Origin of the sequence: Halostella limicola, from assembly GCF_003675875.1 — an archaeon.
GTDB classification, from domain to species: domain Archaea; phylum Halobacteriota; class Halobacteria; order Halobacteriales; family Natronoarchaeaceae; genus Halostella; species Halostella limicola.
The window spans coordinates 685874-711585 of sequence record NZ_RCDI01000001.1 but is presented as its reverse complement, the minus strand read 5'-3'; the positions used below and the strand labels follow the sequence as shown (position 1 = coordinate 711585).

The window sequence follows — 25712 nt, the reverse complement described above, 5'->3', positions numbered from 1 at the left end:
GTTTCAGTCGTGGAACGGTCGAAATCATGTCCGGCGTTCGGGACCCGCGCCTACCGCCCGGGAAAAACCCGCCCAGCAGTTCCGGAGTCACGCGGACGGCGTTCCGCTGCGTCGTTCGGGTCGAGGTGACTTCCCGTGACGAACACCCCTACGACCGCGATCGACGACCGCGAGATCGACCCAGAGGTCGCCGAACGGTTCCGCGTCGCGTTCGGCTTCGACGAGGCTCCCGAGACGTTCGGCGAGTTCGCCGACGCGACGGCCGACAGCCTCGCGGAGGTGAACGGCGCGCTCGGCGTCGACCACCTCTGTCTCGCCGAGACGTCCCGCCACGAGGCTCGCGTCGGCGACGAGACCTACCACTTCGCCTGCGTCCTCGACGCCCTGTTGCTCCCGTTCGTCCTCGAGGGCGACGCGACGACGGTCGACGTGCGCTCCGAGAGCCCCGCCTCCGACGCCGTCGTCGCGATGACGGTCTCGCGGGAGGGCGTCTCGGCGGACCCCGAGAGCGCCGTCGTCTCGTTCGGCATCGAGGCCGACCCGTCGCCGCCGGCGGACCGGGCCGACGCGTTCGAGTACGGCTACCGGGCGTTCTGTCCCTACGTCAACGCGTTCCCCGACGAGGCGGCGTACGAGGAGTGGGCCGCCGCGACGCCGGACGCGGCGACGACGCCGCTCCGCGCCGCCAAGGCGTTCGCCCTCGCGAAAGCGCTCGCCCAGCGGCTCTCGGACGGCTGACTTCGGGGACGCCGGACCGGAGCGCCGCAGTCCGACGGCGGACGGGGTCTCCTCCCGTCGCTGTCCGTCACTGCCCGAGGTAGTTCGACAGCAGGTTCCGCTCGGCCCGCTGCAGGTGCTCGGCCACCGTCGACCCGTCCAGATCCAGTTCGCCCGCGATCTCCGCGGTCGACACCTCGCGGGGGACCTCATAGTACCCCATCTCGTAGGCGGTCCGAACCACCTCGCGCTGCCGGTCGGTCAGCGCGTCCAGCGAGTCCCGGCGGCCGTCGTACGCCGCTATCTTCCGCAGGTCCGGCGAGAGGCCGGCCCGCTCGTACTCGTCGACGATGCCGCTGATCGCCGCCTGCGGTCCGACGAAGGACATCGTGGCCCCGTTGTCGGTCAGCGTCGGCTCGCAGCAGCCGACGAGGTCATCCGCGTGGTCGGCGGCCGCGTCCCCGATCCCCGGCGCAGTGAAGGCGATCAGGTACAGGTGCGAGCCGTCGGACTCCGCGAGTCGCTCCCACCGGTCGACGTAGTCGAGCGACGCGAAGCGCTTCTCGTCGAGTCGCGCGGCCACTTCCACCTGTACGATCGCGCCGTCGCCGTAACACGCGAACTCCTCGAAGTCCTCTATCCCGGCCGAGCGACAGATCGACACCAGCTCCTCGAGGCCGACGGCGGCGAGTTCCGATTCGTCGAGGCTGACGAGGGCTTCCCGCATGATCTCCGTAGTATTCGTTCGGTGCCCGATAAAACGTTGTTCCCGGGAGGCTGAACGATACTTCCCAGTCTTTCCGGTCCGAACCGTCGCCGCGAAGGCCGAGAGAGCGAACGCGGGAGCGACGACCAGCGGCCACGGATAAACCCACCCAGCATCGCCGGAGAACCGGCTTTGCGGCGGGAGGGCGTATCCTCGCTCGATGACCGCCACCCGAAAGCGCGACCCAGTGAAGCGTTTCGCCGCCGCACCGTCTCGGCGACCAGGCGGCCGAAGAGCCTCTGACGGGCATCCGGTCAGGGAGGGGAGAGCGTGAGCGCCGCCGCCGTCGCCCGCAAGGACTTCCTCGACGTCCGGCGGGCGAAGATCGTCTGGTTCGTCGTCGGGGTGTACGTCCTGCTGACCGCGCTGTTTTTCGTGCAGGTTCGGCTTGCCGACGCCGGCGGCCCCGACGGCCCCCCGGCGGTCCTCCGCGCGCTCTGGAACGTCGCGTTCGTCGGTGCGGTGTTCGTGCCCGCCGTCGCGCTCGTCTCCGCCTACCTCGCCGTCGCCGGCGAGCGCGAGTCCGGGAGCATCAAGTTCCTGCTGTCGACCCCGATCACCCGGCGCGACGTGGTCGTCGGCAAGTACGTCTCGCGGGCCGCCGTCGTCGCCGCGTCGCTGGCGCTCGCGTTCGCCGTGGCGGCCGCGCTCTCGGCGGTCTGGTTCGGGTCGCTCAGGACCGGCACGTTCGCGGGCATCGCCGCCCTGACGACGGTGTACGCGCTCGCCTACGTCGCCGTGGCGATCGGCATCTCCGCGTCGACGGCGTCGCGGGCGCAGGCGATGGCCGCCGCGCTCGGCTTCTACTTCTCGACGAACGTGATGACGCTGGTCGACGGCATGTCCGCGCTCGCCGCCCTGCGGTACGCCCTCAATGAACTGCTCGGACTCGGCGTGGGCGAGGACGCGACCCGGTTCCTCGGCGTGCTCACCAACCCGACGCAGGCGTACCTCGTCGCCGTTCAGCTCGCCTTCCCCGCCGGGTTCATGGACCTCCCGGCGGCCGACGGAGTCGCCTGGTACGCCCGCCCGGAGGTCGCCGTCGTCGTCCTGCTCGCCTGGCTCGTCGCGCCGATCCTGTTCGGGCTTCGGCGGTTCGAACGGGCCGACATCGGGTGAGCGGCCGGAGAAAACGCACACCGGGAGCTACGGCGTAATTCTTCGAAGGAACGAGGTCCAGGTGCGAGAATTGAACCCGCGTCTCAGCCTCCACAAGGCTGAAGGATAGTCCACTACCCCAACCCGGACACATGTCCACGTAACGGATGAGGAATTAAAATACGTTACGACTCCGGGCGGGCAGTGCCACGACGGGACGTACCGCACCGGCGATCCCCGCCTCACTCAGACGGCGGTCTCGGCTCGGCCGCCGCCTCGCGGAGGAAGGACTGGACCTCCGGGACGACGCGGTCGGGCGCCTCGACGGGACCGATGTGGCTGACGCCGTCGAATTCGACGAGGCGGCTGTCGGGGAGCGCCTCGCGGACGGCGCGGACGCTGTCCCGGAGGTGGGAGGGACCCTCGGAACCGGTCAGCAGGAGCGCCGGCGCGTCGACGTCCAGTTCGTCGGGGAGGCGGTACTCCTCGACGGCGCGGTTCATGTACAGGGCCTTCTCCACGCGCTCGACGCAGTCGGGCCAGGCCGGCCACTCCGCCAGCCACGCGTCGAGGTCGTCCATCTCGCCGCCGTGGATCACCTCGCCGAGGTGGAGCTTCATCGCCTCGCGGCGCTCGCCCTCGTCGAGTCGCGCCCGCATCCGGTCCGCGAGGTCCGCCCGCTCGCGGTACTCGCCGACGATGACCGCCGGTTCGTAGGCGACGACCGCCTCGACGGGGGCGTCGCGGGCGGCCTCGATCGCCTGCAGGCCGCCGAAGGAGTGCCCGAACAGGACCGGGTCGCCGTCGACCGCCTCGACGACCGCGTGGACATCGTCGACCTCGCGGTCGAGGCCGTAGGCGGCGGGATCGTCGGGGTGGTCGCTGTTCCCGCGGCCCCGTCTGTCGGGGACGACGACCGTGTAGTCGTCGGCGAACCGGGGGACGACGGGGTCCCAGTAGCTGCTCGACGACCCGCCGTGGAGGAGGACCAGCGGCGGGCCGTCGCCACGTCGTTCGTACGCGATGCGCGTGCCGTCGGCGGACGCTACCGTCTGCATTGGTGGAACCGTATCTGAGGTGCCGGGTCGGATAGCTCGTTCTCTAACGCGTGAGGGCCTTTAAGTGACCCACCGGAATCGCGTCCTCGACCAGCGCCGCGGACCCGCGGCGGAGGCGCTCCGAGAGCGACGGCGGCGAGATGCCGAGTTCCTCCGCGACCTCCGACAGCGACGCCCCGCGGGGCACCTCGAAGTAGCCCATTTCGTGGGCGGTGCGCAGCGCCTCGCGCTGGCGGTCGGTGAGGTCGGGACCGGTCGTCGCGGCGGGCGTCGCGTCGGCGTCGTCCGTGGCGAGGCGGTGGAGTGAGAACGAGGCGTTCTCGCGCCAGAACGCGCAGTACTCGTCGAAGGCGTCCCGGTCCGCGAACCGGCGCTTCTGGACCCAGCCGTCGGCGACGACGCGGATGTAGTCGACGACGGACTCGTTGGCTGCGAGAGTCTTCAGTCGGGCCAGGTCGTCGACGGCGTCGCCGAACTGCTCGGTCATGGTGAACGCGGGGGTGACCGCGTACCGGCGGATGTCCCCGGTCCGGCCGACAACTGAGTACTCGCTGACGAAGGCGCTCTCGTCGAAGGCCCGCTCCACCGCCTCGAACTCGGCGGCGGCGCGAACGGCGAACGGCGGCGGCCCGCCCTGGTTCGGCTGTCCCACGTCGACGCGCAGGGCCGCGTCCGGGACGGCCGCCGCGACGTCGACGAGCGGGAGGTGCCGACAGCCCACCTTGTATTCCGCTACGAGGGACATACGAATTACTTCGCAAGGGCCGATAAGTACGCGTCGGTCGCCGGCGCAGCGCCCGTCGCCGCGGGCGGAGGCTCAGCCGCGGCGGAACCTCGCGGAGATAAATCCGACAGTTTTCTTATCGTACGAATTAGAATTTAGATCGATGTCCCCGCGAACGCCCCTCCTCCGCCCGGGCAGGTACTTCGACGAACGCGGCGTCAGCCTCGCCCGCGGGCTGGCCGTCGTGGCGCTGGTGACGGCCGCGATGGTCGCCGGCGTGTACGGGATGGGGTTGATATTCACCGAGCGCATCGACGGCGCCGTCACGGTCGACAACCCCGAGCGACCGCCGGACGCGTTCTGCGAGGGATCGGCCGGGAGCGAGCAGCTGGCGAGCAGTTGCGACGAGCCAAAAGAGGTCAAACGGGACATCGACGAGTTCCTCTGGAAGGCGGTGGGCAAGTCGGCGAGCGGTCTGGTGCTCGGCCTCCCCATCGTCTGGCTGTTCGTCGGCGGCCTCCTGCACGCCGGGTCGTGGCTGGCCGGCGGCGAGGGGTCGGCGAGGAACTCCTGGGCCGTGGCGGCCTGGGGGCTCGCACCGGGCGTCGCGGGGTTCGCCGTGGGGCTGGTCGTGCTCGCGCTCACGTTCGACCCGGTGACGGTGTCGTCGTCGGCGGAACCGGCGGCGCTCCGGCGGGAGGTCATCGACTCCCTCGGCGCGCTGGAGGTGGCCGGAACCGTCACGGGCGTCGCGACGACGCTGTGGGGCGCGGTGATCTGGCGGGTCGGCCTGCAGGAGGGCCGGAACGTCGGCGGGACCGCCGCGTCGGCGGTGGCCGGCGCCGCGGCGCTGCTCGTGTGGCTGTTCGGCGCGGCCTGAGCCGACGAACGTCTTGGCGAATATTGATTAGACGGACTATCATTGCTAACTAGTGCCACATGCACTACACGCGCGAGGAGTCGCGTTCGCGACTCAGGGAGACGGCGGACAAGGGGGAACCGATCATCGGGGCCGGCGCGGGGACGGGGATGTCGGCGAAGTTCGCGGAGCGCGGCGGCGTCGACCTCCTGATCATCTACAACTCGGGGCGGTACCGGATGAACGGCCGCGGGTCGCTCGCCGGCCTCATGCCGTACGGCGACGCGAACGAGATCGTCCTCGACATGGGCCGGCAGGTGCTCCCCGTCGTCGAGGAGACGCCCGTGCTGGCCGGCGTCAACGGGACCGACCCGTTCCGGGAGATGGACGTCTTCGTCGAGGATCTCAAGCGGCGGGGGTTCTCGGGCGTGCAGAACTTCCCGACCGTGGGGCTGATCGACGAGGGCAGCCAGTTCCGGCGGAACCTAGAGGAGACGGGGATGGGCTACGACAAGGAGGTCGAGATGATCAGCGAGGCCGCCGATCAGGGGATGCTCACCTGCCCGTACGTCTTCTCCGAGGATCAGGCCCGCGAGATGGCCGCGGCCGGGGCCGACCTGATCGTCTCGCACATGGGGCTGACGACCTCCGGCGACATCGGCGCGGAGACGGCACTTGACCTCGACGAGGCGGCCGAGTGCGTCCAGGCACACCACGACGCCGCCAAGGACGTGAACGAGGACGTGATGGTGATCTGCCACGGCGGCCCGATCGCCTGGCCCGACGACGCCGAGTACGTGCTGAACGAGACCGAGGGCGTGGTCGGCTTCTTCGGCGCGTCGAGCATCGAGCGCCTGCCGACGGAGGAGGCCATCGAGAACCAGACGCGCGAGTTCAAGGGGATCGAGTTCTGATGGCGGTCGTCATCGTCGGCACGCTCGACACGAAGGCGGAGGAGATCGGCTTCGCCCGCGACGTGATCGAAGCACAGGGGATCGACGTACACGTTGTCGATACGGGCGTCATGGGCGACCCCGGGTTCGAACCGGACACGAGCGCCGAGACGGTCGCGGAGGCGGGCGGCGGAGATCTGGACGACCTGCGCGAGCGCGCCGACCGCGGCGCGGCGATGGACGTCATGGGTCGCGGCGCGGCCGAGATCGTCAGCCAGCTCCACGACGAGGGAGACCTCGACGGCGTCCTCGGCCTCGGCGGCTCCGGGAACACGTCGATCGCGACGGCCGCGATGCGGGCGCTCCCGGTCGGCGTGCCGAAGGTGATGGCGTCGACCATGGCGTCGGGCGACGTGGAGCCGTACGTCGGGTCGACGGACGTGACGATGATGTACTCCGTCGCCGACATCGAGGGGCTGAACCAGCTCTCCCGGCGCATCATTGCGAACGCGGCGCTGGCGACGGTCGGGATGGTCGCGAACGAGGCCGACGTCGAGGTCGAGGACCGGCCGACCATCGCCGTCACGATGTTCGGGGTCACGACGCCCTGCGTCCAGACTGCGCGGGAGTACCTCGAAGACCAGGGGTACGAGACGATCGTCTTCCACGCGACCGGCTCCGGCGGTCGGGCGATGGAGGATCTGGTCCGGCAGGGGATCGTCGACGGCGTCCTCGACGTGACGACGACCGAGTGGGCCGACGAGCACGTCGGCGGCGTCCTCAACGCCGGACCGGACCGCCTCGACGCGCCTGGGGAGGCGGGGATCCCCCACGTCATCTCGGTGGGCGCGCTCGACATGGTGAACTTCGGCCCGCCGGACACCGTCCCCGAGGAGTTCGATGGCCGGCAGTTCCACGAGCACAACCCGCAGGTGACGCTGATGCGGACGACGCCCGAGGAGACGGCGGCGATCGGCGAGATCATCGCCGAGAAGCTGAACGCGGCGTCGGGACCCGTCGCCGTCTACCTGCCGCTGCGGGGCGTCTCCCAGATCAGCGTCGAGGGCGAGGACTTCCACGACCCCGAGGCCGACGCGGCGCTGTTCGACGCGCTCAGGGAGCATCTGAACGACGACGTCGAGCTCGTCGAGATGGAGACCGACGTCAACGACGAGGCGTTCGCGCTGTCGATGGCGCGGAAGATGGACGAGTACGTGGGCGGTGGGAGCTGAGAGGTCGCCGGAACCGGTCGGCAGACTCCTCGGGGGACTGCGATACCCCGCCTACGGGGCGCGCTCGCCCGCCCCGGCCAGTTCGGCGTCCAGTTCGTCGATGGAGACTGTCGGGACGGACGCCGCGCCGCCGGACAACTTCAGTCCCGTTCCCGTCACGACGACGACCACGTCGTCGCCCGACGAGAGTTCGCCACCCTCGGCGAGGCGTCTCGCGCCGGCCAGCGCGACCGCGGACGCGGACTCCGCGCTCAGGCCCGCCTCGGTCGCCAGCGCGCGCTGGGCCGCGCGGATCGCGTCGTCGTCCACGGCGAGCGCGCCACCGCCGGTGTCGCGGGCCGCGCGGAGCGCCCGGGTGCCGCTCGGCGGGTCGGCGTTGGCGATGGAGTAGGCGATCGTGTCGCCGCCCTCGACGGGCGTCACCGCGTCGTCCCCGGCCGCGAACGCCTCGGCGATCGGCGCGCAGGCCGCCGCCTGGACGAGGTACAGCGGGGGGATGTCGTCGATGGTCCCGGCCGCCCGGAGTTCGCGCAGCGCCTTCCACGCGCCGCTGGCGTGGCCGCCGCTGCTGACCGGCAGCACGACGGCGTCGGGAACGTCGGGCGCGAACGCCTCGCAGATCTCGACGGCGGTCGTCTTCTGGCCCTCGACGCGCAGCGGGGCGTCGGAGTTGAGGAAGGCGACGCCGCGCTCGGGGCCGAGTTCGAGCGAGCGCCGGTAGAGGCGGCCGTAGTCGCCCTCGACGCGAAGGAGCGTCGGGTCGTACTGCGCGATGATCCCCAGTCGCTCCTCGGGGATGTCCGCGGGGACGAGCACGGTGCAGGGGACGCCAGCCGCGGCCGCGAACGCGGCGGTGCTCATGGCCATGTTGCCGTGTGAGACGGTGCCGACGGCGTCGACGTCGCCGACGGCGCCCTCGCGGACGGCGGCGAGGCCGAGCGCGCTCCCGCGGTCCTTGAAGCTCCCCGTCGGCTGCTGGCCCTCGACTTTGACGTGGGTGCGGACGCCGGCGAACGCGTCGAGTTCCGGCGCGCCGAAAAGCGGCGTGTCGCCCGCCGCGGTCGCGAGGCCGTCGAGGGGGTCGGGGACGACCGGCAGGAGCGACTCGTAGCGCCACAGCCCCGGCGCGTCGGCGACGTCGTCCCAGTCGAAGGAGCCGGGGTCGGTAGCGAGCCACAGCGGTTCGCCGCAGTCACAGCGGGCGACGGGCTCGGCGGTTCGCCTGCCGCAGTCGTAACAGACGCGTTCGAGAGACATCCGGTCGGTCGTACCTCTCCGCGCACGGAGATGGGTCCTGCGGTCGCCGCCGGCGACCGCTCAGCCCTCCAGCAAGTCGACGATCCACTCGGCGGGCCGAACCTGACTGACGAAGTCGTCGGGGAGCGCCGCCCACGAGAGGTCGTCCTCGCCGGGCGTCGCCGGCGTGTCGAACCCCGGGTCCTCGGCCGGCGGGCCGCCGCGATTCCCCCGCGGCGGCGGGCCGTGCGCGTAGACGCCCTCCGGATTCGGATACGTCCAGACGTGCAGCATGCAGGGCGTCCGGCAGGGCAGTTGCAGGGACCACTCGCCGAACTTCGCCTCGTGGAACTGCTCGTAGTACCACCACGCGAACCGCCCCGGCCGCCCTGCGTGGTAGTGCCACGGCGCGCACGCCCGCCCATCCTCCGTCTCGTACACGGCCGGTGGGCTGTCGAGCGGGTCGCCGCCCTCGGTCCCGACGAACATGACGCCGATCGGTCGCCACCACTTGTTGTCGACGAGGACGGACTCGGGGCGCTCCGGGTCGAGCACCGAGTCGTCGCCGATGAACTCCGGGTTCAGCCAGTGGGAGTAGCCCCCCTCGTCGCCGTCGCGCGCCAGGTCGAAGTAGGGGACGAATCCCTCGTCGATCAGCGTTCCCACGTCCGGGTAGTCGTTCGTCAGCGCGTCGTCCACGTCCTCCCTGATCGCCGCGGTTTCCGGGTGGTCGTCCGCGCAGCCCTCCGTCTCGGCGGCCTCGCAGTGGCGCATCGACGGCGCCTTCGTCGCGTCAGGACAGCGGTCGTCTCGGCCGGGTACGTTCCGGTCGGTCGCGTTCCGTCCGTCTGCCCCGGGGCCGACCTGCGGGGCGAGCGCGGAGAACCCGACCGCGCCCGACGACGCCCGCAACACGGCGCGGCGGGAGACACCTGATCGATCCCTTGTCATGACACCCTTTGACACACCTCGGCCGGGGTGATAACCGTTTTCGTACGGTAGCGTACCTGTCCGTCCGAAATATCCGGAGAAGCCCGTTCCGGAACGGAAGCGACGCCGGCCCCGTCAGATCGCCGTCAGTATCCGCGCGGACGGATCGACGGCCGTCCGGGACGCTTTTGCCGCCGTCGCCCCTACGGACGCCCAACTGTGGCCATCACGGACAAGATCTACGTCAAGAACCACCGGCAGCTCAGCTCCCAGCTCGACACGAACATCCCCAAGGGCGCGTTCAAGGGGGCGACGCTGGACGTGCTGTTCACTGGCGACGGGCTGGAGAAGCTGAACGAGTCGACGCGGGACAAGGTGCTCGACTTCGCCGAGGACTTCCTCGACTGCGACTGCGACAACAACCCCTACTGCGGCCACCCCGAGGAGAAGTTCATCCGGTACCTGCTCGAACTGCGCGCGCAGGGGCTCGGCCCCGGAGCCATCGTCGACGTGATGGGCGACGACTACATGCTGTACGCCTACGAGGGCGACGTCCTCTCGTTTCTCGACAGCGGCGTGCGAACGCTGGAGGCCGCCGAACAGCTGGCCCAGGTCGACGGGAACGAGGAGATGCGTCGCCGGATCCGCGAGGAGAAGGAGACGCTGTCGGGCTGAGGTCGCCGGAAAACCGCGTCGGGCCGCGGTGGTTCCGCTCCTGCCGGACGCTTCGGGCTCTCGATGTCGATCTACTCCTCTCCGCCCTCCGGGAACTCGACCAGTATCTCCTTGCTATCGTCTCTGAGCTCCTGCCACGAGACCTCGCCGTGCCGGTCGATGTACTTCGGGTCGAGGTGCGGATCGTCGTACACGAGCGCGGCGGTCAGCTCCGGCGGTCGGGCTCCCTCGCCTGCCTCGCCGAAGTCCGGCGTCGGGTCGCCGACGACGACGCGCGTGACCATCCCGAAGATCTCGTGCGGGGCACACAGCAGGTCGTAGACGCCGGGCTCGTCGAACCGGTACAGCCAGAACGCCTCCGCGCCGAGCACGGGCGACGACAGCGGCGGGACGTCCTCCGGGACGCGGCGCTGGCGGCCGAGCCGCGGGTGGTACGCGGTCACGGTGTGGTCCGGCGTCGCGAGGTTGAACCGGACGACGTCGCCGGGCTCGACGGCGAGCCCGGTCGGCTCGAAGAAGAACTCCGGCAGGAAGCGGTCCTCGCGGAGCTCCGTGACCAGGTCCACCTCGTGGTCCGCCCGGAGCGACTTCGCGAGGTCTGCGTCCGGGTCCAGTCCGGAGTAACCGAGCACCGGGTGGATGCACTCCGACTGCGCGCAGTCGCTTCGCGACCCGTCGTCGTGATCGTCGTCATGGTGACCGTCGTCACCGTGCTCGTCGTCGTCTCCCCCGGCCGCGGCGACCCCGCCGACGGCCGATAGCGCCGTTCCCGCGCCGATCGCTTTCAGGACCGACCGGCGTTGTGTGTTATTGTCTACCATGGTCAACGTAGATCGTCGTACTCAGACCACTTTACGTCGATCGCTGGCTCGCCGGCCGGGGAGCGAACGCGACTATTTGTGCGTTTCGACGGTGCGGTCGCGACGGTCGGCGACGGAATCGAGTGCGAGAGTCGGGTCGTAACGGCCCGGAGCGATCAGTTCAGGTCAGCCCGCTCGAAGCGCCAGTAGCCGACCGCGACGGGGACGGCGAACCAGGCCAGCAGCACGACCACGCTGAACCACTCGGTGAGGTAGACGGGGAGCTCACCGCCGACGCGCTCGGTGAGCAGGAGACCGTTCTCCGCCGTCGCGCCCGCCGGGACGTCCTCGATCATCCGCGGCCAGCCGATCATCGGCGAGAGGTACCGCCCCGTGACCAGCGACAGCGCCTCGCGGTAGGCGGTCATGGGGTCGAGCCGCTGCAGCAGGAAGTACCACTTCGGCGCGGCGTAGCCGGCGAGGCCGCCCTCGACCACGTAGTGGACGCCGGCGACGATCGGGTGGTACAGCAGCGCGAAGAACACGTAGCTCCCGATCGCGGCCCCCATCGCCGTCGCCCGGCTACCGGTCGACGACGAGATGCCGAGGGCGATGCCAGTGAAGGCGAGCGTGAGGAGGACCGTCAGACCGAGGAAGGCCAGATACGTCGGCACGGAGACCGACCCGACCGTCCAGAGCAACAGCGCGAGCAGCGCGCCACAGACGACCAGCGTCGCGGCGAGCATCGCAGTCGCCCGGCTCAGGACCTTCCCGAACACGACATCGCGCCGGTCGTGTGAGAGGCCGAAGAGGATCCGGAGGCTCCCCGACTGCCGCTCGGCCGTGATGGCCATGTAACCGACCACGAGCGCCGTCACCGGTAACAGGAGCTGGGCGCCCAACGAGTTGAACAGCATGTACATCGCGGTACCGTCGGCGGTGGAGAGGTCCTCCGCGCTGGCGGCGAGGCCGATGATCCCCATCAGCAGCAGGAAGACGCCGATGATCGACCAGAGCAGCCACGACCGGATGACGTCCTCGAAGTCCTTGCGCGCGACGAGCCGCCAGCTCATCGGCGATCACCCCCGCCGGTGGCGACCCGGTCGGCGTCGGTCCCGCTATCAGTCGGGGACGCCCCTACCCGTCCGTTCCCCTCGGCGGTCGCGGTCACGGGCGTTTCCGGTCCCGTCCCGGTGTACGCAGCGAAGAGGTCCTCCAGCGTCGCCTCCTCGCTGCGGAAGTCCCGGACCGTCGCGCCGGCCTCGACGAGCCGGTGGATCACTTGCGCCTTCGCCGCGTCGTCCGCGAGTACGGCGCGGAGTCGACCGTCGGTGCGGTCGGTCTCCACGACGCCCTCGATACCCTCTATGTCGACCGGGGGCGCGCCGTCGACGTCGACGACGAGCCGCGTGCCGACCCCCGCGCTCTCCCGGAGGCCCTCGATGGTGTCTATCGCCACGAGCCGTCCCTCGTTGAGGATCCCGACGCGGTCGCAGACCGCCGACACTTGGCCGAGGATGTGGGAGGAGAAAAACACGGTCGTCCCGCCGGCGGCCTCCTCGCGGACGAGCGCCTGCATCTCCCGGATACCGTGGGGGTCGAGGCCGGTCGAGGGTTCGTCGAGGATCAGCAGGTCGGGGTCGCCGGCGAGCGCCATCCCCATTGCGAGGCGCTGGGCCATCCCCTTGGAGTACTCGCCGACCTTCCGCTCGGCGTCGGCCGGGTCCAGCCCGACTCGGTCGAGCAGTTCGTCGGGCGTCTCCTCGCCCCCTTTCGACTCGATCGCGAACTCCAGGTGGCGATACCCCGTCGACCGCCCCCAGAGGTCGAAGCCGTCGGGGAGGATGCCGATCCGGTCGCGCACCGCGTCGGCCTCCGCGTTGGCGTCGTAGCCGAGCACCGTCGCGCTCCCCGAGGTCGGTCGGATGAAGTCGAGCAGGAGGTCGATCGTCGTCGTCTTGCCCGCGCCGTTCGGGCCGAGGAAGCCGAACACCTCGCCTGCGCGGACTGACAGGCTCACGTCGTCGAGCGCCGTCACGTCCCCGTACCGTTTCGTCAGGTTCTCCGTTCGGATCGCGATATCGTTCGAGTTCGTTTCGGACATCGTATCACCCGGTCGCCGCGTCTCGCCGCCGCCCGCGGCGGTCGAAACGGCGTGACCGACTCGTTTCCCGATCGGGGGTCGGCGGAGAATAAAAGGAGAAAGCAGTTTCAGCCGTAATACGGCCGGCCGTAATTCGGCGACGTCCGGCGATCACTGCCGACGCTTGGTATCTTATCACACGGATTTTTTGTGTTCGCGGTCCAACGACTCGGCGCTTGGGATGTCGAGCGACACCACGGCCGGGGACCCGCCCGCCCAGAAGGCGACCGACGAGCAGCTCGTCGAGGCGGTCGAGCGCGTCGCGCGGACGCTCGACGCGCCGGCGGTCCCGACGTCGCAGGTGGCCGCGGAGTTGCCGATAAAGCGCCAGACCGTCAAGCGCCGCCTCGACGACCTCGCGACCGAGGGCCGGGTCGCCTCGCTCTCGACGGGGCAGGGGCGGATCTGGTGGGTATCCGACGACGGCGGGGGACACGTCGACCCCGCAGCGCTCGACCAGTCGGTCGACCTCGACGCCCTCGATCCACACGACATACCGCCGGATGTCGCCCGCGAGATCGCCGCGGAGCGGGTGACGGGGTTCGACCCGCCAGAGACGTTCTGGGAGCGGCTGTACGACTGGAGCGAGGGCCGCGCGGACGACGTCGTGACGCTTCTCGCGCTCGCGCTGGTCGTCCTCCTCCTCCCGTCGCCCGGCCTGTTCGAGGCGCAGCTCCTCGCGCTCGGCTTCGGCATGGGGCTCGTGGAGTTCCTCGGCGTCCTCGTCCTGTTCGTGGCCGCCCTGCTGGGCGTTGTCGCGGGCGGCGCTCGAACTGTCGGGATCTTGGGCCAGTGGGCGGCAGAACAGGGCTACGTCGACGCGGAGCCGTTCGACGAGAGCGAGTGATGCTTCGTACCCTCCCGACACGTCGCTCCGCACCGGATACAGCGCTATCGCGATCCGGGGCCGCGATCGGACGTACTGGTATAGTTTCAGCTAGCTAATTATTTTTATCACTCACTTCGTTGTGGAGGTGCGTGGGTGCCGCGGCACCCGAGGCGACGCGCGGTCGGGAAACGGGGTGGCTCCGGGGGAAGGGGCCCCTTCTCGCGCGCCGGTCGCCGTTCGGAGATTCCTTCCTCGCCGCGGACGGGACCCGCGAGCGCGTTCGACGCCGCCGTCTCGGGAGCGGCGTCTCACCGTCGCCGGGGGTCGTCCGAGTCCCCGAGAAACACCCGGTAGGCGAGATAGCCGACCACGACGGCGAACAGCAGCAGGCCGACCGTCTCGACGAACCGCGTCGCCGCCCAGAACAGCCGGGTGACGACGCGGACCGCGACGATGCCGCCGAAGAGCAGCACCGCGACGACCGCGCCGCCCAGCAGTGCGCGTGCTCGGTCCATCGGTACTCGCCCGGACGCGGCGCACGCACCTGACGGTTGCGCCGGGGCCGACAGGCTGGATCAGAGTGCCTCTCGTCGGTGGCGATCGGGCCTACTAGTGAGCTGGTTTTTATATAATGTCATATATATTTTCGACGGGTTCGGCGACTGCCGCGCTCCGAGAGTTTAACCGTCTCGGGAATTTTTATATACTCGATAATGGTGCGCCCCACTCGGCAGCGTGAACGAGAGGACCAGACGGAACAGGACGCGGACGAACGGGAGGACGTCCATACCTGTCCGGAGTGCGAATCGGCGTCGCTCATCACGAGCGGGGACGGAAACGAACGTAGTTGCGAGGAGTGCGGGCTGATAGTCGAGGAACAGAACATCGACCGCGGCCCCGAGTGGCGGGCGTTCAACCACCAGGAACGGCAGAGCAAGTCCCGCGTCGGCGCGCCGACGACCCAGACGATGCACGACAAGGGGCTGACGACCACCATCGACTGGAAGAACAAGGACGCGTACGGGCGCTCGCTGTCCTCGGACAAGCGCAACCAGATGAACCGCCTGCGCAAGTGGCAGGAGCGCATCCGCACCAAGGACGCCGGCGAGCGGAACCTCCAGTTCGCGCTCTCGGAGACCGACCGGATGGCCTCCGCGCTGGGCGTTCCGCGCTCGGTCCGCGAGGTCGCGTCGGTCATCTACCGCCGCGCGCTCGACGAGGACCTCATCCGCGGGCGCTCCATCGAGGGCGTCGCCACCGCGACGCTGTACGCCGCCTGTCGGATGGAGGGGATCCCGCGGTCGCTGGAGGAGGTCGCCGCGGTGTCCCGCGTCGAGCGCAAGGAGATCGGCCGCACCTACCGCTACGTCTCGCAGGAGCTCGGGCTGGAGATGGAGCCGGTCGACCCGAAGCAGTACATCCCGCGGTTCTGCTCCGAACTCGACCTCTCCGAGGAGGTCCAGTCGAAGGCCAACGAGATCATCGACACGACGACCGAGATGGGGCTACTGTCCGGGAAGTCGCCGACGGGCTTCGCGGCCGCGGCCATCTACGCCGGGTCGCTGCTCTGCAACGAGAAGCAGACCCAGCGCGAGGTCGCCGACGTCGCGCAGGTGACGGAGGTCACCATCCGGAACCGGTATCAGGAGCAGATCGAAGCGATGGGCATCCACGAATAGCGGCGGGCGAGGCGCCGGGTCGATATCGAACCCGAACCGGACTCGGGCACGCTGGTCCGTGCAGAGACGCAGCCGACACCGCACCGATCGCCGGCGGCCGTTCAGGACGTATCCGAACTCCGCCAGTCGCTCGGAACGTACTGCTCGAAGGCCGGATCCGTGGACGACGCAACGGGCCGGAACGCTCGCCGGTCAGCGACGCGAAATTCTCGGATGCGCGTTTGGCCCGGACCGGTGACGTAGCCGACGAACGACATGGCTAGCTGATAGGCCACGTCGTGCCGGGCGGGGTTCACCGGGATGACGGCGTACTCGTTTCGAAGCAGTGCCGGCGGGTCGTCGATGCCGGGGGCGACGTGGGCGGCCAGTGCGTCGCCGGCGACGTTGAGAAACGTCCCCCGGTCGGTCAACGTGTACGCCTCCGTCTGGCTGGCCATGACGAGTGTGTTTCCCATTCCCTGGCCGGACTCGGTGTACCACGCCCCCTGTGGGTCGATCCCCGCCTCGTTCCAGATCTGCCGCTCGCGGAGGTGCGTTCCCGAGCGGTCCCCTCGCGACAGGAACGTCGCCTCGGAGTCCGCGATGGCCTCGAACGCCGCGACCGGTCCTTTCCCGTCGACGCCGGCGGGATCGTCAGGCGGGCCGACCACCTGAAAGTCGTTCATCATGACGGACCGACGATTGACGCCGTACCCCTCTCGGAGAAAGGTGTCTTCCAGCGGGCGAGCGTGAACGAGCACGGCGTCACAGTCCCCGTTCCTCGCGGTCTGCAGCGCCCCTCCGGTTCCGCGGACGACTGTGTCGATGTTTGCTCCGAACTGCTGTTGGAAGGCTGGCGTTAGTTCGTCGAGAAGCCCGCTATCGTGCGTCGTCGTCGCCGTGGCGAGCGTCAGCGTTTCTCCGGCTACTTCGGACTCAGCGGGGGACGAAGCGTCGTCGGCACACCCCGCTAACGAAAGTGCACCACCAACGCCCAAGATCTGCACGTATCGCCGACGGTTCATACAGCGGTTAACGGAACCCCTTCACAAATCCTCTGTGGGTAACGTAATCGGGTTGCGTTTACCGAGGAAGACGGGCGTTGGGTATCGATCGTCGCGGAGTCGTGCGGTGGCGTCGCCGTCGGCCCCGACCGACGGCTGTAACGCCGCCGTCCTACGCCACTTGCCTCAGGTGCCACCAGCCGTACCGGAGGCGACAGATCGGGCACTTCCGGACGCCGGGCTGTCCCCAACACCCCTTCGTGTGACATCCACCTCGCCGTGAACGACGAGGTATCCCCGCGCTGGGGGTATCGCTTACCGACCCACGGAGGCAACTTGCGGGTTCGTATGCTCCTCGTTGGGAACTGAGCCTGGTGACTCTGACCAGTTATGGTTGTCCCACTTGAGGCATACAGGCCGTGCCATCGGCCGTGTTACCGTCGTCTGCCGTCTCAGGAACGTCTCTGACGCCACGAGATCGGCGTGTCCATCAAAGCCACATAGACACGTCAGCGTGTCGCGGTGGCGCGTCGTGTCTTCTGTCGAACCACAGTTCGGGCACTCCTGGCTCGTCCACGCCTCCGAGCGAACCTCGACCGAGATGCCGTACTCCTCGGCGGTACACGCCAGTCGGTTCACGAACGCTCGGAACGCCCAGAAGTTGTGCATCTTCGCGTTCGTCTCCACCGACCAGTGGGTGTCGAGTACGTCCGTTAACGCTCCGACGTACACCGTTGCTACGCCCTCATCGTAGAGGCGTTCGATGAGGTCACGGGCGAGTGCATCTTGGGCGTGGTCACGTCGCTTGGTACGGCGGTCGTACAGCCGTTGGATACGGTGACTGCTGTATCGACCGTCCTCCAAGAGTGATTGGAGACGGGCGATTTCTCGCGTTGTCTCGCGGAACCTGTCGAACAGGTTGCGTCCTACGTACAGGTATTGTTGGCCGGTTGTGGTTGTGCAGGCGACGAGGTTGTTCGCACCAATATCCAGAGCGGCTTCTTCCGAAGCCAGTGGTTGTGCCAGCCGAGAATCATCAACGGTGACTGGCTGAAAGGCCCTGAACGATTGTGCGTGCTCGTCGTAGAACAACTCTAACCGACCCTGTTTCTCGTACTCCTTCCAGTTGGGATCGCCTCGAACTTCGAGCCGGAGGCGTTCGCGGTATCCCAACCCATACTCGTCTTTCAGGTCTTGGCCAACGAGGATTTCGAGGCGGGAGTATTCGCCCCATTCGACAGAGTACGAGGTGTTTCGGATATACGTGCGGAGTTCGCGCCCATCGTCTGCGTTCCCCCAGAACCCGGGTTTCCCGTTGGCCTCACCCTTCTTTTTGAGACTGAAGAACGACTTCCACGCTTCGCGGTTCTTCCGTTCGATTTGCTGAACTGTGGACGCGCCGAGAACACCGCCGTAGCGACCACGAAACTCGCTGATTTCCCATACGTCTCCGTCTGGGTCTGCGTAGTTCTCGCGGCGCTCGTAGTTGATCTCGTTCCAGAGAGCGGCAGAAGCGTCCAACAGGCGTCGAAGCAACTCCTCGTCCTCGTCGGACTGAGGTACCACCTCGAACATGTTGGCTCGCTTCATCGACTACTGGTTGCATCGGAACACACATAAAGATGTATTTTATGTGTTACTACATGGTCGAAGTTCGCATCGAATTTGACGACGACGAACAGTACGAACGGTTGAAGGAACTGAAGAAACACCGTGGGTTGACGTGGAAGGGATTGCTCCTCGAGGGCGAGAAGAAAGTCAGAGAGGATACCCCGGAGTAAGCATCGAAACGAGGTCTGTGACGTAGTGTGTCGGATTCATACCTGCCCTGAAGGACGAGACTCTCTCCTTGATTCAGGCCAGTGCCACCTCCTGAGCGCGCGGTCCGGAGTTAGCGACGTTTCTTCTGGCGGGGCAACCGCGGTCGGCTACGGTCCCGGCTCTGTGGACGCCCGGTCGGCGTCCACGCTCTCGGAGATGGTCTCCGCGAGCGTCGCGAGCGAGTCGCCGGACGAGCCCTTCCGCAACGCCGCATCGACGGGCAGGTCGCGGTCCGTCGGCGGATCCCCCGACCGGAGGATCACCGGCAGGTCCGCGTGGCGTCGGCTCGCCGATTCGACGAAAAGTTCGCCGTCGTCCGTTCGCAGTCCGTCGCTGACGAGACAGTCGACTCTCTCGCTCCGAAGCGCCGCCTGCGCCGACTCGACCGACGGCGCCGTCATCGGGGAGACGCTCGGAACCCGTTCGAAGTAGTCCTCGTACAGCGACAGCGTCGCGTGGTCGTCGTCGACGAAGAGGACCGTCCCCGACTCCCCGGCGGTCGTATCAGTCATCTGGTACAGCGTGAGAGCTGACGGGTTTAATCCTGTCGGCCGCCGCTACTCCCCGACGACCGTTTCGCCGCTGTCCGTGAGCGCGATCGTCCCGTCGTTCTCGTCGTACTCGACGAGCCCGCACGCGCGGAGCCGAGGGAGGTGATTCCGGCGGAGGTTCTCCCGCACCCGCTCGCGCTGGTCGGCCGCGACGGCCTCCGGCTCAGTCTTCCGGTCCCACGCGGCGATCTGCTCGGCGGCGTCGTCGACTGTGGCCGGCGACGCGACGGCGAGATACCGCAGGACGTCCCGCCGTCGGTCGTCCGCGATCCGTACCGAGTCGACGACCGCGTCGGTTCCCTGACGTTCCGGCCGTCCGTTCCCCCTCGCGGACCTGCGTCCGTCCGTCGGCCTGCCCGGTTGTTGGTGCCCCATTGTCTCAGTAGTTATAGGCCGTGTGGGTGAGTAAGGGTCGCCCCTTACTCTTTTGGTACCTCGCGCCGCAGCGAGGGGCTTACAGAGGTACGGAGAGACGGCCCGTCACCGGAGTTCGACTCGAGCGATGTCCCGTGTTCCGCAGTGCGGACAGGTGGCGTCGTCCCGCGACACGGTGGTGCCGCAGCGCCGACACTCGCAGTGGACCGGGGCTTGGCGGATCGCCGTGAGCGCGGTCGCGACCCGGTCCAGAACGGCGTCGATCACGGCCGTCACCGCAGTCACGAAACGGGCCCTTCGACCCGTCCGCCGCGGTCGAACGCCAGTTCGATCGACTCCGTCGCGGGCGGTTTCCCGCGGAACTTCGGCACCGCGAGGCGGGTTTCGAGTTCGCCGTCGCGGCGCTCCGTCGCGACCGAGAGGACGCCGTCCGCCACGTACTCGGTCACGTCGCGCTGCGGCGGCACGCTGCGCCCGTCGAGACAGTGGAGGACGGCGACCCCGCCGGTTTCGGTCAGGTGCCCCCGCAGCGCGTTCAGGAAATCGGCGAGTCGTCCCTCATTGGCGCGCTCCAGGGCGTTCGCCGGGTCGATCACGACCGTCGCGGGCTCTGTCGTCTGCTGTACCAGCTGGTACGCGTGGTCGAGCGGCCGCTCGGCGTCGAGATCGTGGACCGCACACCGGTCCGCGTCGACGCCGTCCCGCGCCAGCGCGTCGCGGACCGCGGCCGCCGACCGGGTCGCCGTCAGGTACAGCGTCCGGCGGGCCGACGCCAGTTCGTACAGCAACCGGTCCGCGCGGCTCGCCGGCTTTGCCGTGACCGCGACGACGGAGCCCGCGGGCACGCCGCCGCGCAGCGTCCGGTCGAGCGCGTCGACGCCCGTCGAGAGCTGCTCAGACATGGCTTCTCACCCTCCGCGCGACGCGAGTTCCCAGGAGGACGACCGCCAGTAGCAGCAGGAGCGCGTGCCCGACGGCGGAGTTCGCCGACATCGGCAGCGCGTCGTCCCCGGTTGCGCCGTCGCCGCCGGCAGCGCGCGACGCGTTCTCCCCGTCGTCCGACGCTGCCGCCGTGGCCGTCGTCTCGCGGGTCGTCATGGTCGTCACCGAGTCGTCGTCATTCGACCCCGACGCGCCGTCGCCATCGCCGCTCTCCGTCGTGTCTGGATCGTCCCCCGTCGCGTTCGCAGCGTCGCCGCCGGGTTCGTCACCGTCGTCCGCCACGGGCTGTTGGACGGCGCCGCCTCCAACCGCCTGACCCGACTCGTCGGAGCCGCTCTCGCCGGCCGAGGTGTCGTCCCCCGTCTGGTCGCCGGTCGTCTCGTCGTCCGTCGACTCCCGGGCGTCGGTCTCGTTCGTCCCGTCGGCAGAATCGGTCTCGTTCGTCCCGTCGTCCGTAGTATTCGTCTCGCTCGTCTCGTTGTCGTCGACAGTTTCGTCGTCGGTCGTCCCGTCTGCGGTGTCGTTCTCGTCGTCAGTCCCGTCGCCCGTGGCGTCGTTCTCCCCGTCGGAGCCGGCCTCGCCGGTCGATTCGTCTTCAGTACCGGTTTCGTTCGTACTGCCGGCGTCGCCGTCGTCGCTCTGTCCGTCCTCTGTGGTCTCGTTTCCGCCGGTCCTCCCGCAGACCGTCAGTTCGGCTCGTTGCTCGAAGCGGTTCGCCGCCGACGGTCCGTCGCTCCCGCCGGGGTTCTCCTCGGTCACGTACGCGGCGACGTCCCATCCCGGCGGACAGTCGCTGTCGGACTCGTCGACGAACCGCCGGACGGACTGCCCGAACGGTTCGGAGGTCGTCGTCTCGCTCTCCGCGGCGGCCGGACGCTCGGCCCGGTTCGTCCCGTTATCACGTGCGTCTTCAGCGTTCGCGTCTCGGTTCCCCCGATCACCCTCGTTGCCGCGCTCGCCGGCGTTTCCGGCGTCGCGGTCGCCTCGATCGCTCTCGTTCCCGTTCTCGTTCCCCCGCGCGTCGGCGTTCTCGCCGTTCGAGTCCCCGGGCTCGACCGCCGACCCCGTCGCGACGACGCTGACGGTCGACAGCAGCATCCCGGTCAGGAGCGCGCCGACGGCCGCGACGACGATCGCGCGGCGTAGCGTACTGTGCGCTTGTTCTGTCATTCTGTTCACATAGAGATTTCCGACGATACAGCAAGTATAAGTGGAATATAGTTCATCCGCGTAGGAGCCTCGTACGAATATGTGAACAGAATGAACTGATCGCCCCCGGATCACTGGTTAATTCGGTGACGTGTTTCGGGTAAACGGCTCCTGAAAGACCCGTAGTGAGCGTCTTATACCCGTTATACGGCGACTTCGGCGGGGTAGTCCGGGGATCGAGGGCCCGCGCGTTCGGAGCGCTTCGACCGCCCGGTTATCGCGCCCGGACACCGACAGCGACCCGCAGCGCGGCCGCGGCGAGGCCGGCGACGACCGTCGGGAGGCGGTCGCTGCTGAGGTACAGGCCGCCCGCGGGCGGGTGGTACTGGGTGAGCGGCCAGAGGACGGGGTAGGCGTAGCCGCTGGCGTTCAGAAGCAGCAGGTCGAGCGCGAGGTGGGTCGCCGCGCCGGCCGCCAGCAGCGCGAGGGCGACGCGGCGGTGGTCCGAACCGACCGCGAGCGCGCCGAGGCAGACGACGACCGCCAACCCGCCGAAAGCGTGCAGCGGAAACCACGAGAAGGGGATCCCGAGCAGTCCCGCGACGACGTCGCTCGAGAGGAGGATGCGGACCTTGACACGTAGCGAGCGGAAGCCCCCCCCCCTTCAGGGGTGGGTGTAAGCCACAGCATGGCTCGGCAATCCACGCGCTACGACCCGTCTGGATGTTCTACCGCTTCCAACCCTGCTTTGATAATCTCCCGATAGGCTTCTTCGAGGCTCACGTCCTGCTGTTCAGCGTAGTCTTTCACGCGCCCGTTCAGCGTGTGCGAGATGTCGATGTTCGGTCGCATTGTCTGTGTCCAAAAGACATTTAGACGTAGAGTTACAAATGTCTGTTGTCGTGAGGCGAACCAACACGTTCGCGGTGAGCCCGCTCTCAGAGCAGGACGAGCAACTGCTCCGCGAGTTGTCGGACGCCTCCGCCAGCCTGTGGAACGAACTCACCTACGAACGTCGCCAGAACTTCTTCGATGGCGAGTCAGTGTGGGATACCGTCGACTACCGCAAGCAGTACGTTGGCGTCCTCGGCTCCGCCACCGCCCAACAGGTCATTCGCAAGAACAGCGAGGCATGGCGGTCGTTCTTCGCTACCCGAGAAGACGGCGAGGACACCGCCCCACCCGGCTACTGGGGCAACGAGGACGAAGGGCGGGAGTTGCGAACGTACATCCGCAACGACCAGTACACGCTCGAAACCGGCGAGCGAAGCCGACTCGAAATCCCTGTCGGTCAAGACCTCAAAGACGAGTACGGCCTTGGATACCACGACCGACTGCGCCTCGAAGTTGCTGGCGACCCGAAGTGGGAGGGCGAACAGAGCCGGTTGGAACTGTACTACGACGAGGTGGACGATACGTTCAGGGCCATTCAACCCGTCACCGTGCCTGATTCTCGACGGGATTCACCAGTAGCCGACGAATCGGCTGCTCTGGACGTGGGTGTGAACAACCTCGTTGCCTGTACCACCACGACCGGTCAGCAGTACCGCTACGAGGGCCGCGACCTGTTCGCCCGCTTCCGTGAAACTACCGAGGAAATGGCCCGCTTGCAGTCCAAACTCCGCAAGGGCCGGTACAGCAGTCGCCGGATTCAACGCCTGTACCGCAAGCGGACACGAAGACGCAACCACGCGCAGGACGCTCTCGTCCGCGACTTGCTGGAACGACTGTATGGAGAGGATGTTGCCACGGTGTACGTGGGTGATCTCACCGACGTGCTGTCGGCACACTGGTCGCCAGAGGTGAACGAGAAAACGCATCAGTTCTGGGCGTATCGATCGTTCATCGACCGGCTTGTAACGACTGCCGAGGAGTACGGCATCACGGTTGAAGTCGAGTCAGAAGCATACACGACGGCGGAGTGTCCAGAGTGTGGCGAACACGACGATACAGAGCGGGACGGCGACGTGTTCTACTGCCCATGTGGCTACGAAGGACACGCCGACCTTGATGCTTCGCGGACGTTCCTCGAACGACAGGCTGGCGAACACGCAGTTGGGTCGATGGCACGGCCCGTGCGCCTCAAGTGGGACGACCACAACTGGTCGGAGATACCACACTCTCCCGAGAGGGCAAGTCCCAACGAGGAGCGCACAAACCAGAGTACCGGCGACGGGAAACTTGCCTCCGTGGGGACAGTATAGCCAACATCCCTACCGGAGGAATCCCACCCCTTCAGGGGTGGGAGGATGTCAAGAAGTCCGGCGAGAGCGCGCCGAGCATCGCGAGCGTGACGTGGGCCGGCCCGAGGCGGTCGTCGTACGCCGCCGCCAGCGTGCCGACGCAGTACCCGACGAGGACGTGCGCGAGCACGTCAGGCATCGCGATCACCGTCCGGGCCGCGGCGCTCCCCGCGCGGGACCACCGCCAGTTGCTCGCGGTCGAACCGCCACTGTCGAGCGATCCGGGCGAACACCCACAGGCCCCCGAGGAAGGAGACGACGTACATATACTGCATCTCCCAGGGCTCGCTGACGACGACGCCCTCGACGGCGAGCGTGCGCTCGCCGCGGAGCGTCCCGAAGGCAGTGACGCTGTCGCCCCGCTCGACCGTTCGGTCGAGGGACTGGAGCGCGACGTCCATCGACTCGTCGCCGTAGGGAACGCGGACGACGACGGGGTCCGTTCCGACCACGGTGCCGCCGAGCTTCACCCGTTCGCCGACGTACTCCCCCGGGGCGGGACCGACCTCGTCCTCGTCGGGGAAGTCGTTCACCGAGGGATCGGGCGCGACGGTGCCGCCCCAGACGAGCAGGCCGGCGAGCGCGGCGAGGAGGGCGGCGACCGCGGCGACGCGGCGACGGCGTCCGGACGAGTCTGCGTCGGGCATCGCGGCAGGGTTGCACGGCCGGTCTGGTAGTCCTTTCGCGACCGGCCCGTCCCCTTTCAGTCCCCGGCCTCGACCGACGCGCCGAGCGCGAAGTCCCCGCGGAAGCGCGCGACGATACCGACGGTCGCGGCCGCGGCGAGCAGCGCGACCCCTCCGATCAGCGCGAACGTCGTCCGGTACCCGGCCGACTCGATCAGCGCGCCGAAAAGCGGCGGCGCGACAGTGTTGCCGACCATGATCCCGATCGTGATGACGGCGAAGTTGCGCCCGATGTCGGCCCGGGTCGACAGCACGTCCGCGAGCTTGTCGCGGGCCGGCGTCCCTAGACTGCCGAGACTGCCGGCGAGCACCGCCATCCCGACCGCGGCCAGCGGCGGGAGCACCATCGCGGCCAGCGCCAGCGCGGCGAGCCCAGCAAGCACGTAGGCGCTCGCCAGCACCGGCCCCGGACGGACCCGGTCGGCGAGCGACCCGCCGACGAGGATCAGCGCCGCGCCGGCGACGAACATCGCCGTCAGCGTGAGGCTCGCCGTCCCCGACGCGACGCCGTAGCCGTCCTCCAGGAGGACCGCGACGAACGAGGTGACCCCCCAGAACGCCGTCGAGGCGATCATCGCGACGACGCCGAGCGCCAGGATCGAGGGGGCGCGGCCGAGCGCGCGGACCTCGGCCACTGTCCGTCCGAGTCGGGTGGTAGCGGCGTCACGGTCGTCGTCCTCCCCCGGGTTCGGCCGCGTCACGTCGTCGCTCACGCTGCGCGCGAGGACGGAGACGGCCGCGACGCCGTACAGCGCGCCGACGGCGGCGATCAGTCCGAAGGCGTGACGCCAGGTCGCCCCGGGCAGGGCGGTGATGCCGACGATCACGACCGGCGGCGCGGCGAACCCCAGATTGCCGGCGAACCCGTGGACGCTGTACGCGCGGCCGCGGGAGTCCTCGTCGGTTGCGTCCGACAGCAGCGGGAAGTGCGCCGGGTGATGACCGGCGATCCCGGCCCCGAGGACCGCCTGTCCCGCGAGCAGCCACTCGAACGTCGGCGCGACGGCGAGGACCCCCGCCCCGACCGCTCCCAGACCGAGACACAGCCCCAGCGTCAGCGTCCGGTCGTAGTTGTCCGAGAGGTAGCCGTAGGGCAGCTGCAGCGCCGTGTTGACGAAGGCCTGCACGCCCATCGCGACCCCCAGGGCGGCCAGCCCCACGTCGAACTCCGCGGCGAGCGTCGCGAGGATCGGTGGGAACAGGACCAGATAGAGGTGGTTGACGACGTGCGAACCGCTCACGAGCGCGACGACGATGGCGGTCTCGCGGGACGCGCTCCCTGACCCGACGGGTGTCCACATTCACTCGTTCGTAGTCGGGCCC

General features: G+C 68.6%; 31 protein-coding genes and 1 tRNA gene. 10 read left to right on the top strand and 22 right to left on the bottom strand.

Annotated features, from left to right (window positions below):
* Positions 1–135 precede the first annotated feature (135 nt).
* Entirely contained in the window at positions 136–738 is a 603-nt protein-coding gene (gene merB, locus D8670_RS04550) for an organomercurial lyase (RefSeq protein WP_121816893.1), read from the top strand.
* Between the two features lie 67 nt (positions 739–805).
* On the opposite strand, the gene D8670_RS04545 is transcribed toward merB, so the two are convergent.
* Positions 806–1444: a helix-turn-helix domain-containing protein gene (locus D8670_RS04545; RefSeq protein WP_121816892.1), complete on the bottom strand. Its 639-nt coding sequence runs from the start codon at positions 1442–1444 to the stop codon at positions 806–808.
* Between the two features lie 309 nt (positions 1445–1753).
* Between D8670_RS04545 and D8670_RS04540 the strand changes: the two genes are divergently transcribed.
* Positions 1754–2602 carry an ABC transporter permease subunit gene (locus D8670_RS04540; protein ID WP_121816891.1) on the top strand — a complete coding sequence of 283 codons (849 nt, stop codon included), beginning with the start codon at positions 1754–1756 and terminating at the stop codon, positions 2600–2602.
* A gap of 55 nt (positions 2603–2657) precedes the next feature.
* Here the strand turns inward: D8670_RS04540 and D8670_RS04535 are convergent.
* From D8670_RS04535 to D8670_RS04525, 3 genes are all read right to left on the bottom strand, one after another.
* Positions 2658–2730, bottom strand: a tRNA-His gene (locus D8670_RS04535).
* Positions 2731–2823: 93 nt separating this feature from the next.
* Positions 2824–3639, bottom strand: a complete 816-nt coding sequence (locus D8670_RS04530) for an alpha/beta fold hydrolase (protein WP_121816890.1) — start codon at positions 3637–3639, stop codon at positions 2824–2826.
* 43 nt (positions 3640–3682) lie between these two features.
* On the bottom strand, positions 3683–4384 hold the full coding sequence (locus D8670_RS04525; RefSeq protein ID WP_121816889.1) for a helix-turn-helix domain-containing protein: 702 nt from the start codon (positions 4382–4384) through the stop codon (positions 3683–3685).
* A 142-nt stretch (positions 4385–4526) separates the two neighbouring features.
* On the opposite strand from D8670_RS04525, the gene D8670_RS04520 reads away from it, so the two are divergent.
* The 3 genes from D8670_RS04520 to D8670_RS04510 are packed head-to-tail and all read left to right on the top strand — an operon-like array spanning position 4527 to position 7347.
* The gene (locus D8670_RS04520; RefSeq protein ID WP_121816888.1) at positions 4527–5243 is read left to right on the top strand and encodes a Yip1 family protein; all 717 of its coding nucleotides are present in this window, start codon (positions 4527–4529) and stop codon (positions 5241–5243) included.
* A 59-nt stretch (positions 5244–5302) separates the two neighbouring features.
* Positions 5303–6136: a phosphoenolpyruvate hydrolase family protein gene (locus D8670_RS04515; RefSeq protein ID WP_121816887.1), complete on the top strand. Its 834-nt coding sequence runs from the start codon at positions 5303–5305 to the stop codon at positions 6134–6136.
* On the top strand, positions 6136–7347 hold the full coding sequence (locus D8670_RS04510) for a Tm-1-like ATP-binding domain-containing protein (RefSeq protein WP_121816886.1): 1212 nt from the start codon (positions 6136–6138) through the stop codon (positions 7345–7347). Before D8670_RS04515 ends, D8670_RS04510 begins: the two co-directional genes overlap by 1 nt.
* A 51-nt stretch (positions 7348–7398) precedes the next feature.
* Here D8670_RS04510 and D8670_RS04505 read toward each other — a convergent pair whose 3' ends face one another.
* Both D8670_RS04505 and D8670_RS04500 read right to left on the bottom strand, forming a co-directional pair.
* On the bottom strand, positions 7399–8604 hold the full coding sequence (locus D8670_RS04505; RefSeq protein ID WP_121816885.1) for a threonine synthase: 1206 nt from the start codon (positions 8602–8604) through the stop codon (positions 7399–7401).
* 60 nt (positions 8605–8664) lie between these two features.
* Positions 8665–9534, bottom strand: coding sequence for a hypothetical protein (locus D8670_RS04500; RefSeq protein ID WP_121816884.1), 870 nt, complete (start codon positions 9532–9534; stop codon positions 8665–8667).
* Between the two features lie 198 nt (positions 9535–9732).
* On the opposite strand from D8670_RS04500, the gene D8670_RS04495 reads away from it, so the two are divergent.
* Positions 9733–10188 (top strand): DUF5814 domain-containing protein, encoded by a 456-nt coding sequence (locus D8670_RS04495; protein ID WP_121816883.1) that lies wholly within the window; start codon positions 9733–9735, stop codon positions 10186–10188.
* Between the two features lie 71 nt (positions 10189–10259).
* Here D8670_RS04495 and D8670_RS04490 read toward each other — a convergent pair whose 3' ends face one another.
* From D8670_RS04490 to D8670_RS04480, 3 genes are all read right to left on the bottom strand, one after another.
* Positions 10260–11009 (bottom strand): cupredoxin domain-containing protein, encoded by a 750-nt coding sequence (locus D8670_RS04490; protein WP_121816882.1) that lies wholly within the window; start codon positions 11007–11009, stop codon positions 10260–10262.
* Positions 11010–11164: 155 nt separating this feature from the next.
* A complete protein-coding gene (locus tag D8670_RS04485; protein WP_121816881.1) occupies positions 11165–12061 on the bottom strand; it encodes an ABC transporter permease in 897 nt (298 codons plus the stop codon).
* Complete coding sequence (locus D8670_RS04480) at positions 12058–13092, bottom strand: ABC transporter ATP-binding protein (protein ID WP_121816880.1); 1035 nt, start codon at positions 13090–13092, stop codon at positions 12058–12060. The genes D8670_RS04485 and D8670_RS04480 overlap by 4 nt, the downstream gene beginning before the upstream one ends.
* Positions 13093–13312: 220 nt before the next feature.
* Between D8670_RS04480 and D8670_RS04475 the strand changes: the two genes are divergently transcribed.
* On the top strand, positions 13313–13978 hold the full coding sequence (locus D8670_RS04475; protein WP_121816879.1) for a hypothetical protein: 666 nt from the start codon (positions 13313–13315) through the stop codon (positions 13976–13978).
* Positions 13979–14268: 290 nt separating this feature from the next.
* On the opposite strand, the gene D8670_RS04470 is transcribed toward D8670_RS04475, so the two are convergent.
* Positions 14269–14475, bottom strand: coding sequence for a hypothetical protein (locus D8670_RS04470; RefSeq protein WP_121816878.1), 207 nt, complete (start codon positions 14473–14475; stop codon positions 14269–14271).
* 198 nt (positions 14476–14673) lie between these two features.
* Here D8670_RS04470 and D8670_RS04465 point away from each other — a divergent pair, with 198 nt between their 5' ends.
* Complete coding sequence (locus D8670_RS04465) at positions 14674–15639, top strand: transcription initiation factor IIB (RefSeq protein WP_121816877.1); 966 nt, start codon at positions 14674–14676, stop codon at positions 15637–15639.
* A gap of 101 nt (positions 15640–15740) precedes the next feature.
* Here the strand turns inward: D8670_RS04465 and D8670_RS04460 are convergent, their stop codons facing one another.
* Positions 15741–16643 carry an ABC transporter substrate-binding protein gene (locus D8670_RS04460; RefSeq protein ID WP_121816876.1) on the bottom strand — a complete coding sequence of 301 codons (903 nt, stop codon included), beginning with the start codon at positions 16641–16643 and terminating at the stop codon, positions 15741–15743.
* Between the two features lie 294 nt (positions 16644–16937).
* Positions 16938–18212: an RNA-guided endonuclease InsQ/TnpB family protein gene (locus D8670_RS04455; protein ID WP_121816875.1), complete on the bottom strand. Its 1275-nt coding sequence runs from the start codon at positions 18210–18212 to the stop codon at positions 16938–16940.
* 53 nt (positions 18213–18265) lie between these two features.
* Here D8670_RS04455 and D8670_RS20755 point away from each other — a divergent pair, with 53 nt between their 5' ends.
* Positions 18266–18403, top strand: a complete 138-nt coding sequence (locus tag D8670_RS20755) for a hypothetical protein (protein ID WP_013440500.1) — start codon at positions 18266–18268, stop codon at positions 18401–18403.
* A 147-nt stretch (positions 18404–18550) separates the two neighbouring features.
* On the opposite strand, the gene D8670_RS04450 is transcribed toward D8670_RS20755, so the two are convergent.
* The 7 genes from D8670_RS04450 to D8670_RS20745 form a co-directional block, all read right to left on the bottom strand.
* Positions 18551–18955 carry a DNA-binding transcriptional response regulator gene (locus D8670_RS04450; RefSeq protein ID WP_121816874.1) on the bottom strand — a complete coding sequence of 135 codons (405 nt, stop codon included), beginning with the start codon at positions 18953–18955 and terminating at the stop codon, positions 18551–18553.
* 45 nt (positions 18956–19000) lie between these two features.
* The gene (locus tag D8670_RS04445) at positions 19001–19369 is read right to left on the bottom strand and encodes a DUF7344 domain-containing protein (RefSeq protein WP_121816873.1); all 369 of its coding nucleotides are present in this window, start codon (positions 19367–19369) and stop codon (positions 19001–19003) included.
* A 105-nt stretch (positions 19370–19474) separates the two neighbouring features.
* Positions 19475–19654 carry a zinc-ribbon domain-containing protein gene (locus D8670_RS20750; protein WP_193569340.1) on the bottom strand — a complete coding sequence of 60 codons (180 nt, stop codon included), beginning with the start codon at positions 19652–19654 and terminating at the stop codon, positions 19475–19477.
* Positions 19651–20271, bottom strand: coding sequence for an RAD55 family ATPase (locus D8670_RS04440; protein ID WP_121816872.1), 621 nt, complete (start codon positions 20269–20271; stop codon positions 19651–19653). The genes D8670_RS20750 and D8670_RS04440 overlap by 4 nt, the downstream gene beginning before the upstream one ends.
* Positions 20264–21481: a hypothetical protein gene (locus D8670_RS04435; RefSeq protein WP_121816871.1), complete on the bottom strand. Its 1218-nt coding sequence runs from the start codon at positions 21479–21481 to the stop codon at positions 20264–20266. The genes D8670_RS04440 and D8670_RS04435 overlap by 8 nt, the downstream gene beginning before the upstream one ends.
* A 253-nt stretch (positions 21482–21734) precedes the next feature.
* On the bottom strand, positions 21735–22007 hold the full coding sequence (locus D8670_RS04430; protein WP_121816870.1) for a hypothetical protein: 273 nt from the start codon (positions 22005–22007) through the stop codon (positions 21735–21737).
* A gap of 161 nt (positions 22008–22168) precedes the next feature.
* The gene (locus D8670_RS20745; protein WP_162994113.1) at positions 22169–22312 is read right to left on the bottom strand and encodes a hypothetical protein; all 144 of its coding nucleotides are present in this window, start codon (positions 22310–22312) and stop codon (positions 22169–22171) included.
* A 38-nt stretch (positions 22313–22350) separates the two neighbouring features.
* Between D8670_RS20745 and D8670_RS04425 the strand changes: the two genes are divergently transcribed.
* Positions 22351–23664: an RNA-guided endonuclease InsQ/TnpB family protein gene (locus D8670_RS04425; RefSeq protein WP_193569265.1), complete on the top strand. Its 1314-nt coding sequence runs from the start codon at positions 22351–22353 to the stop codon at positions 23662–23664.
* Positions 23665–23695: 31 nt separating this feature from the next.
* Here D8670_RS04425 and D8670_RS20740 read toward each other — a convergent pair whose 3' ends face one another.
* Genes D8670_RS20740 through D8670_RS04415 form a run of 3 tightly spaced genes read right to left on the bottom strand, consistent with a single transcriptional unit; the run spans position 23696 to position 25690 of the window.
* Positions 23696–23842 (bottom strand): hypothetical protein, encoded by a 147-nt coding sequence (locus tag D8670_RS20740; protein WP_162994187.1) that lies wholly within the window; start codon positions 23840–23842, stop codon positions 23696–23698.
* Entirely contained in the window at positions 23835–24350 is a 516-nt protein-coding gene (locus tag D8670_RS04420; protein WP_121816869.1) for an OB-like fold-containing membrane protein, read from the bottom strand. Before D8670_RS04420 ends, D8670_RS20740 begins: the two co-directional genes overlap by 8 nt.
* Positions 24351–24406: 56 nt before the next feature.
* Positions 24407–25690: an MFS transporter gene (locus tag D8670_RS04415; RefSeq protein WP_121816868.1), complete on the bottom strand. Its 1284-nt coding sequence runs from the start codon at positions 25688–25690 to the stop codon at positions 24407–24409.
* Positions 25691–25712: the final 22 nt, after the last annotated feature.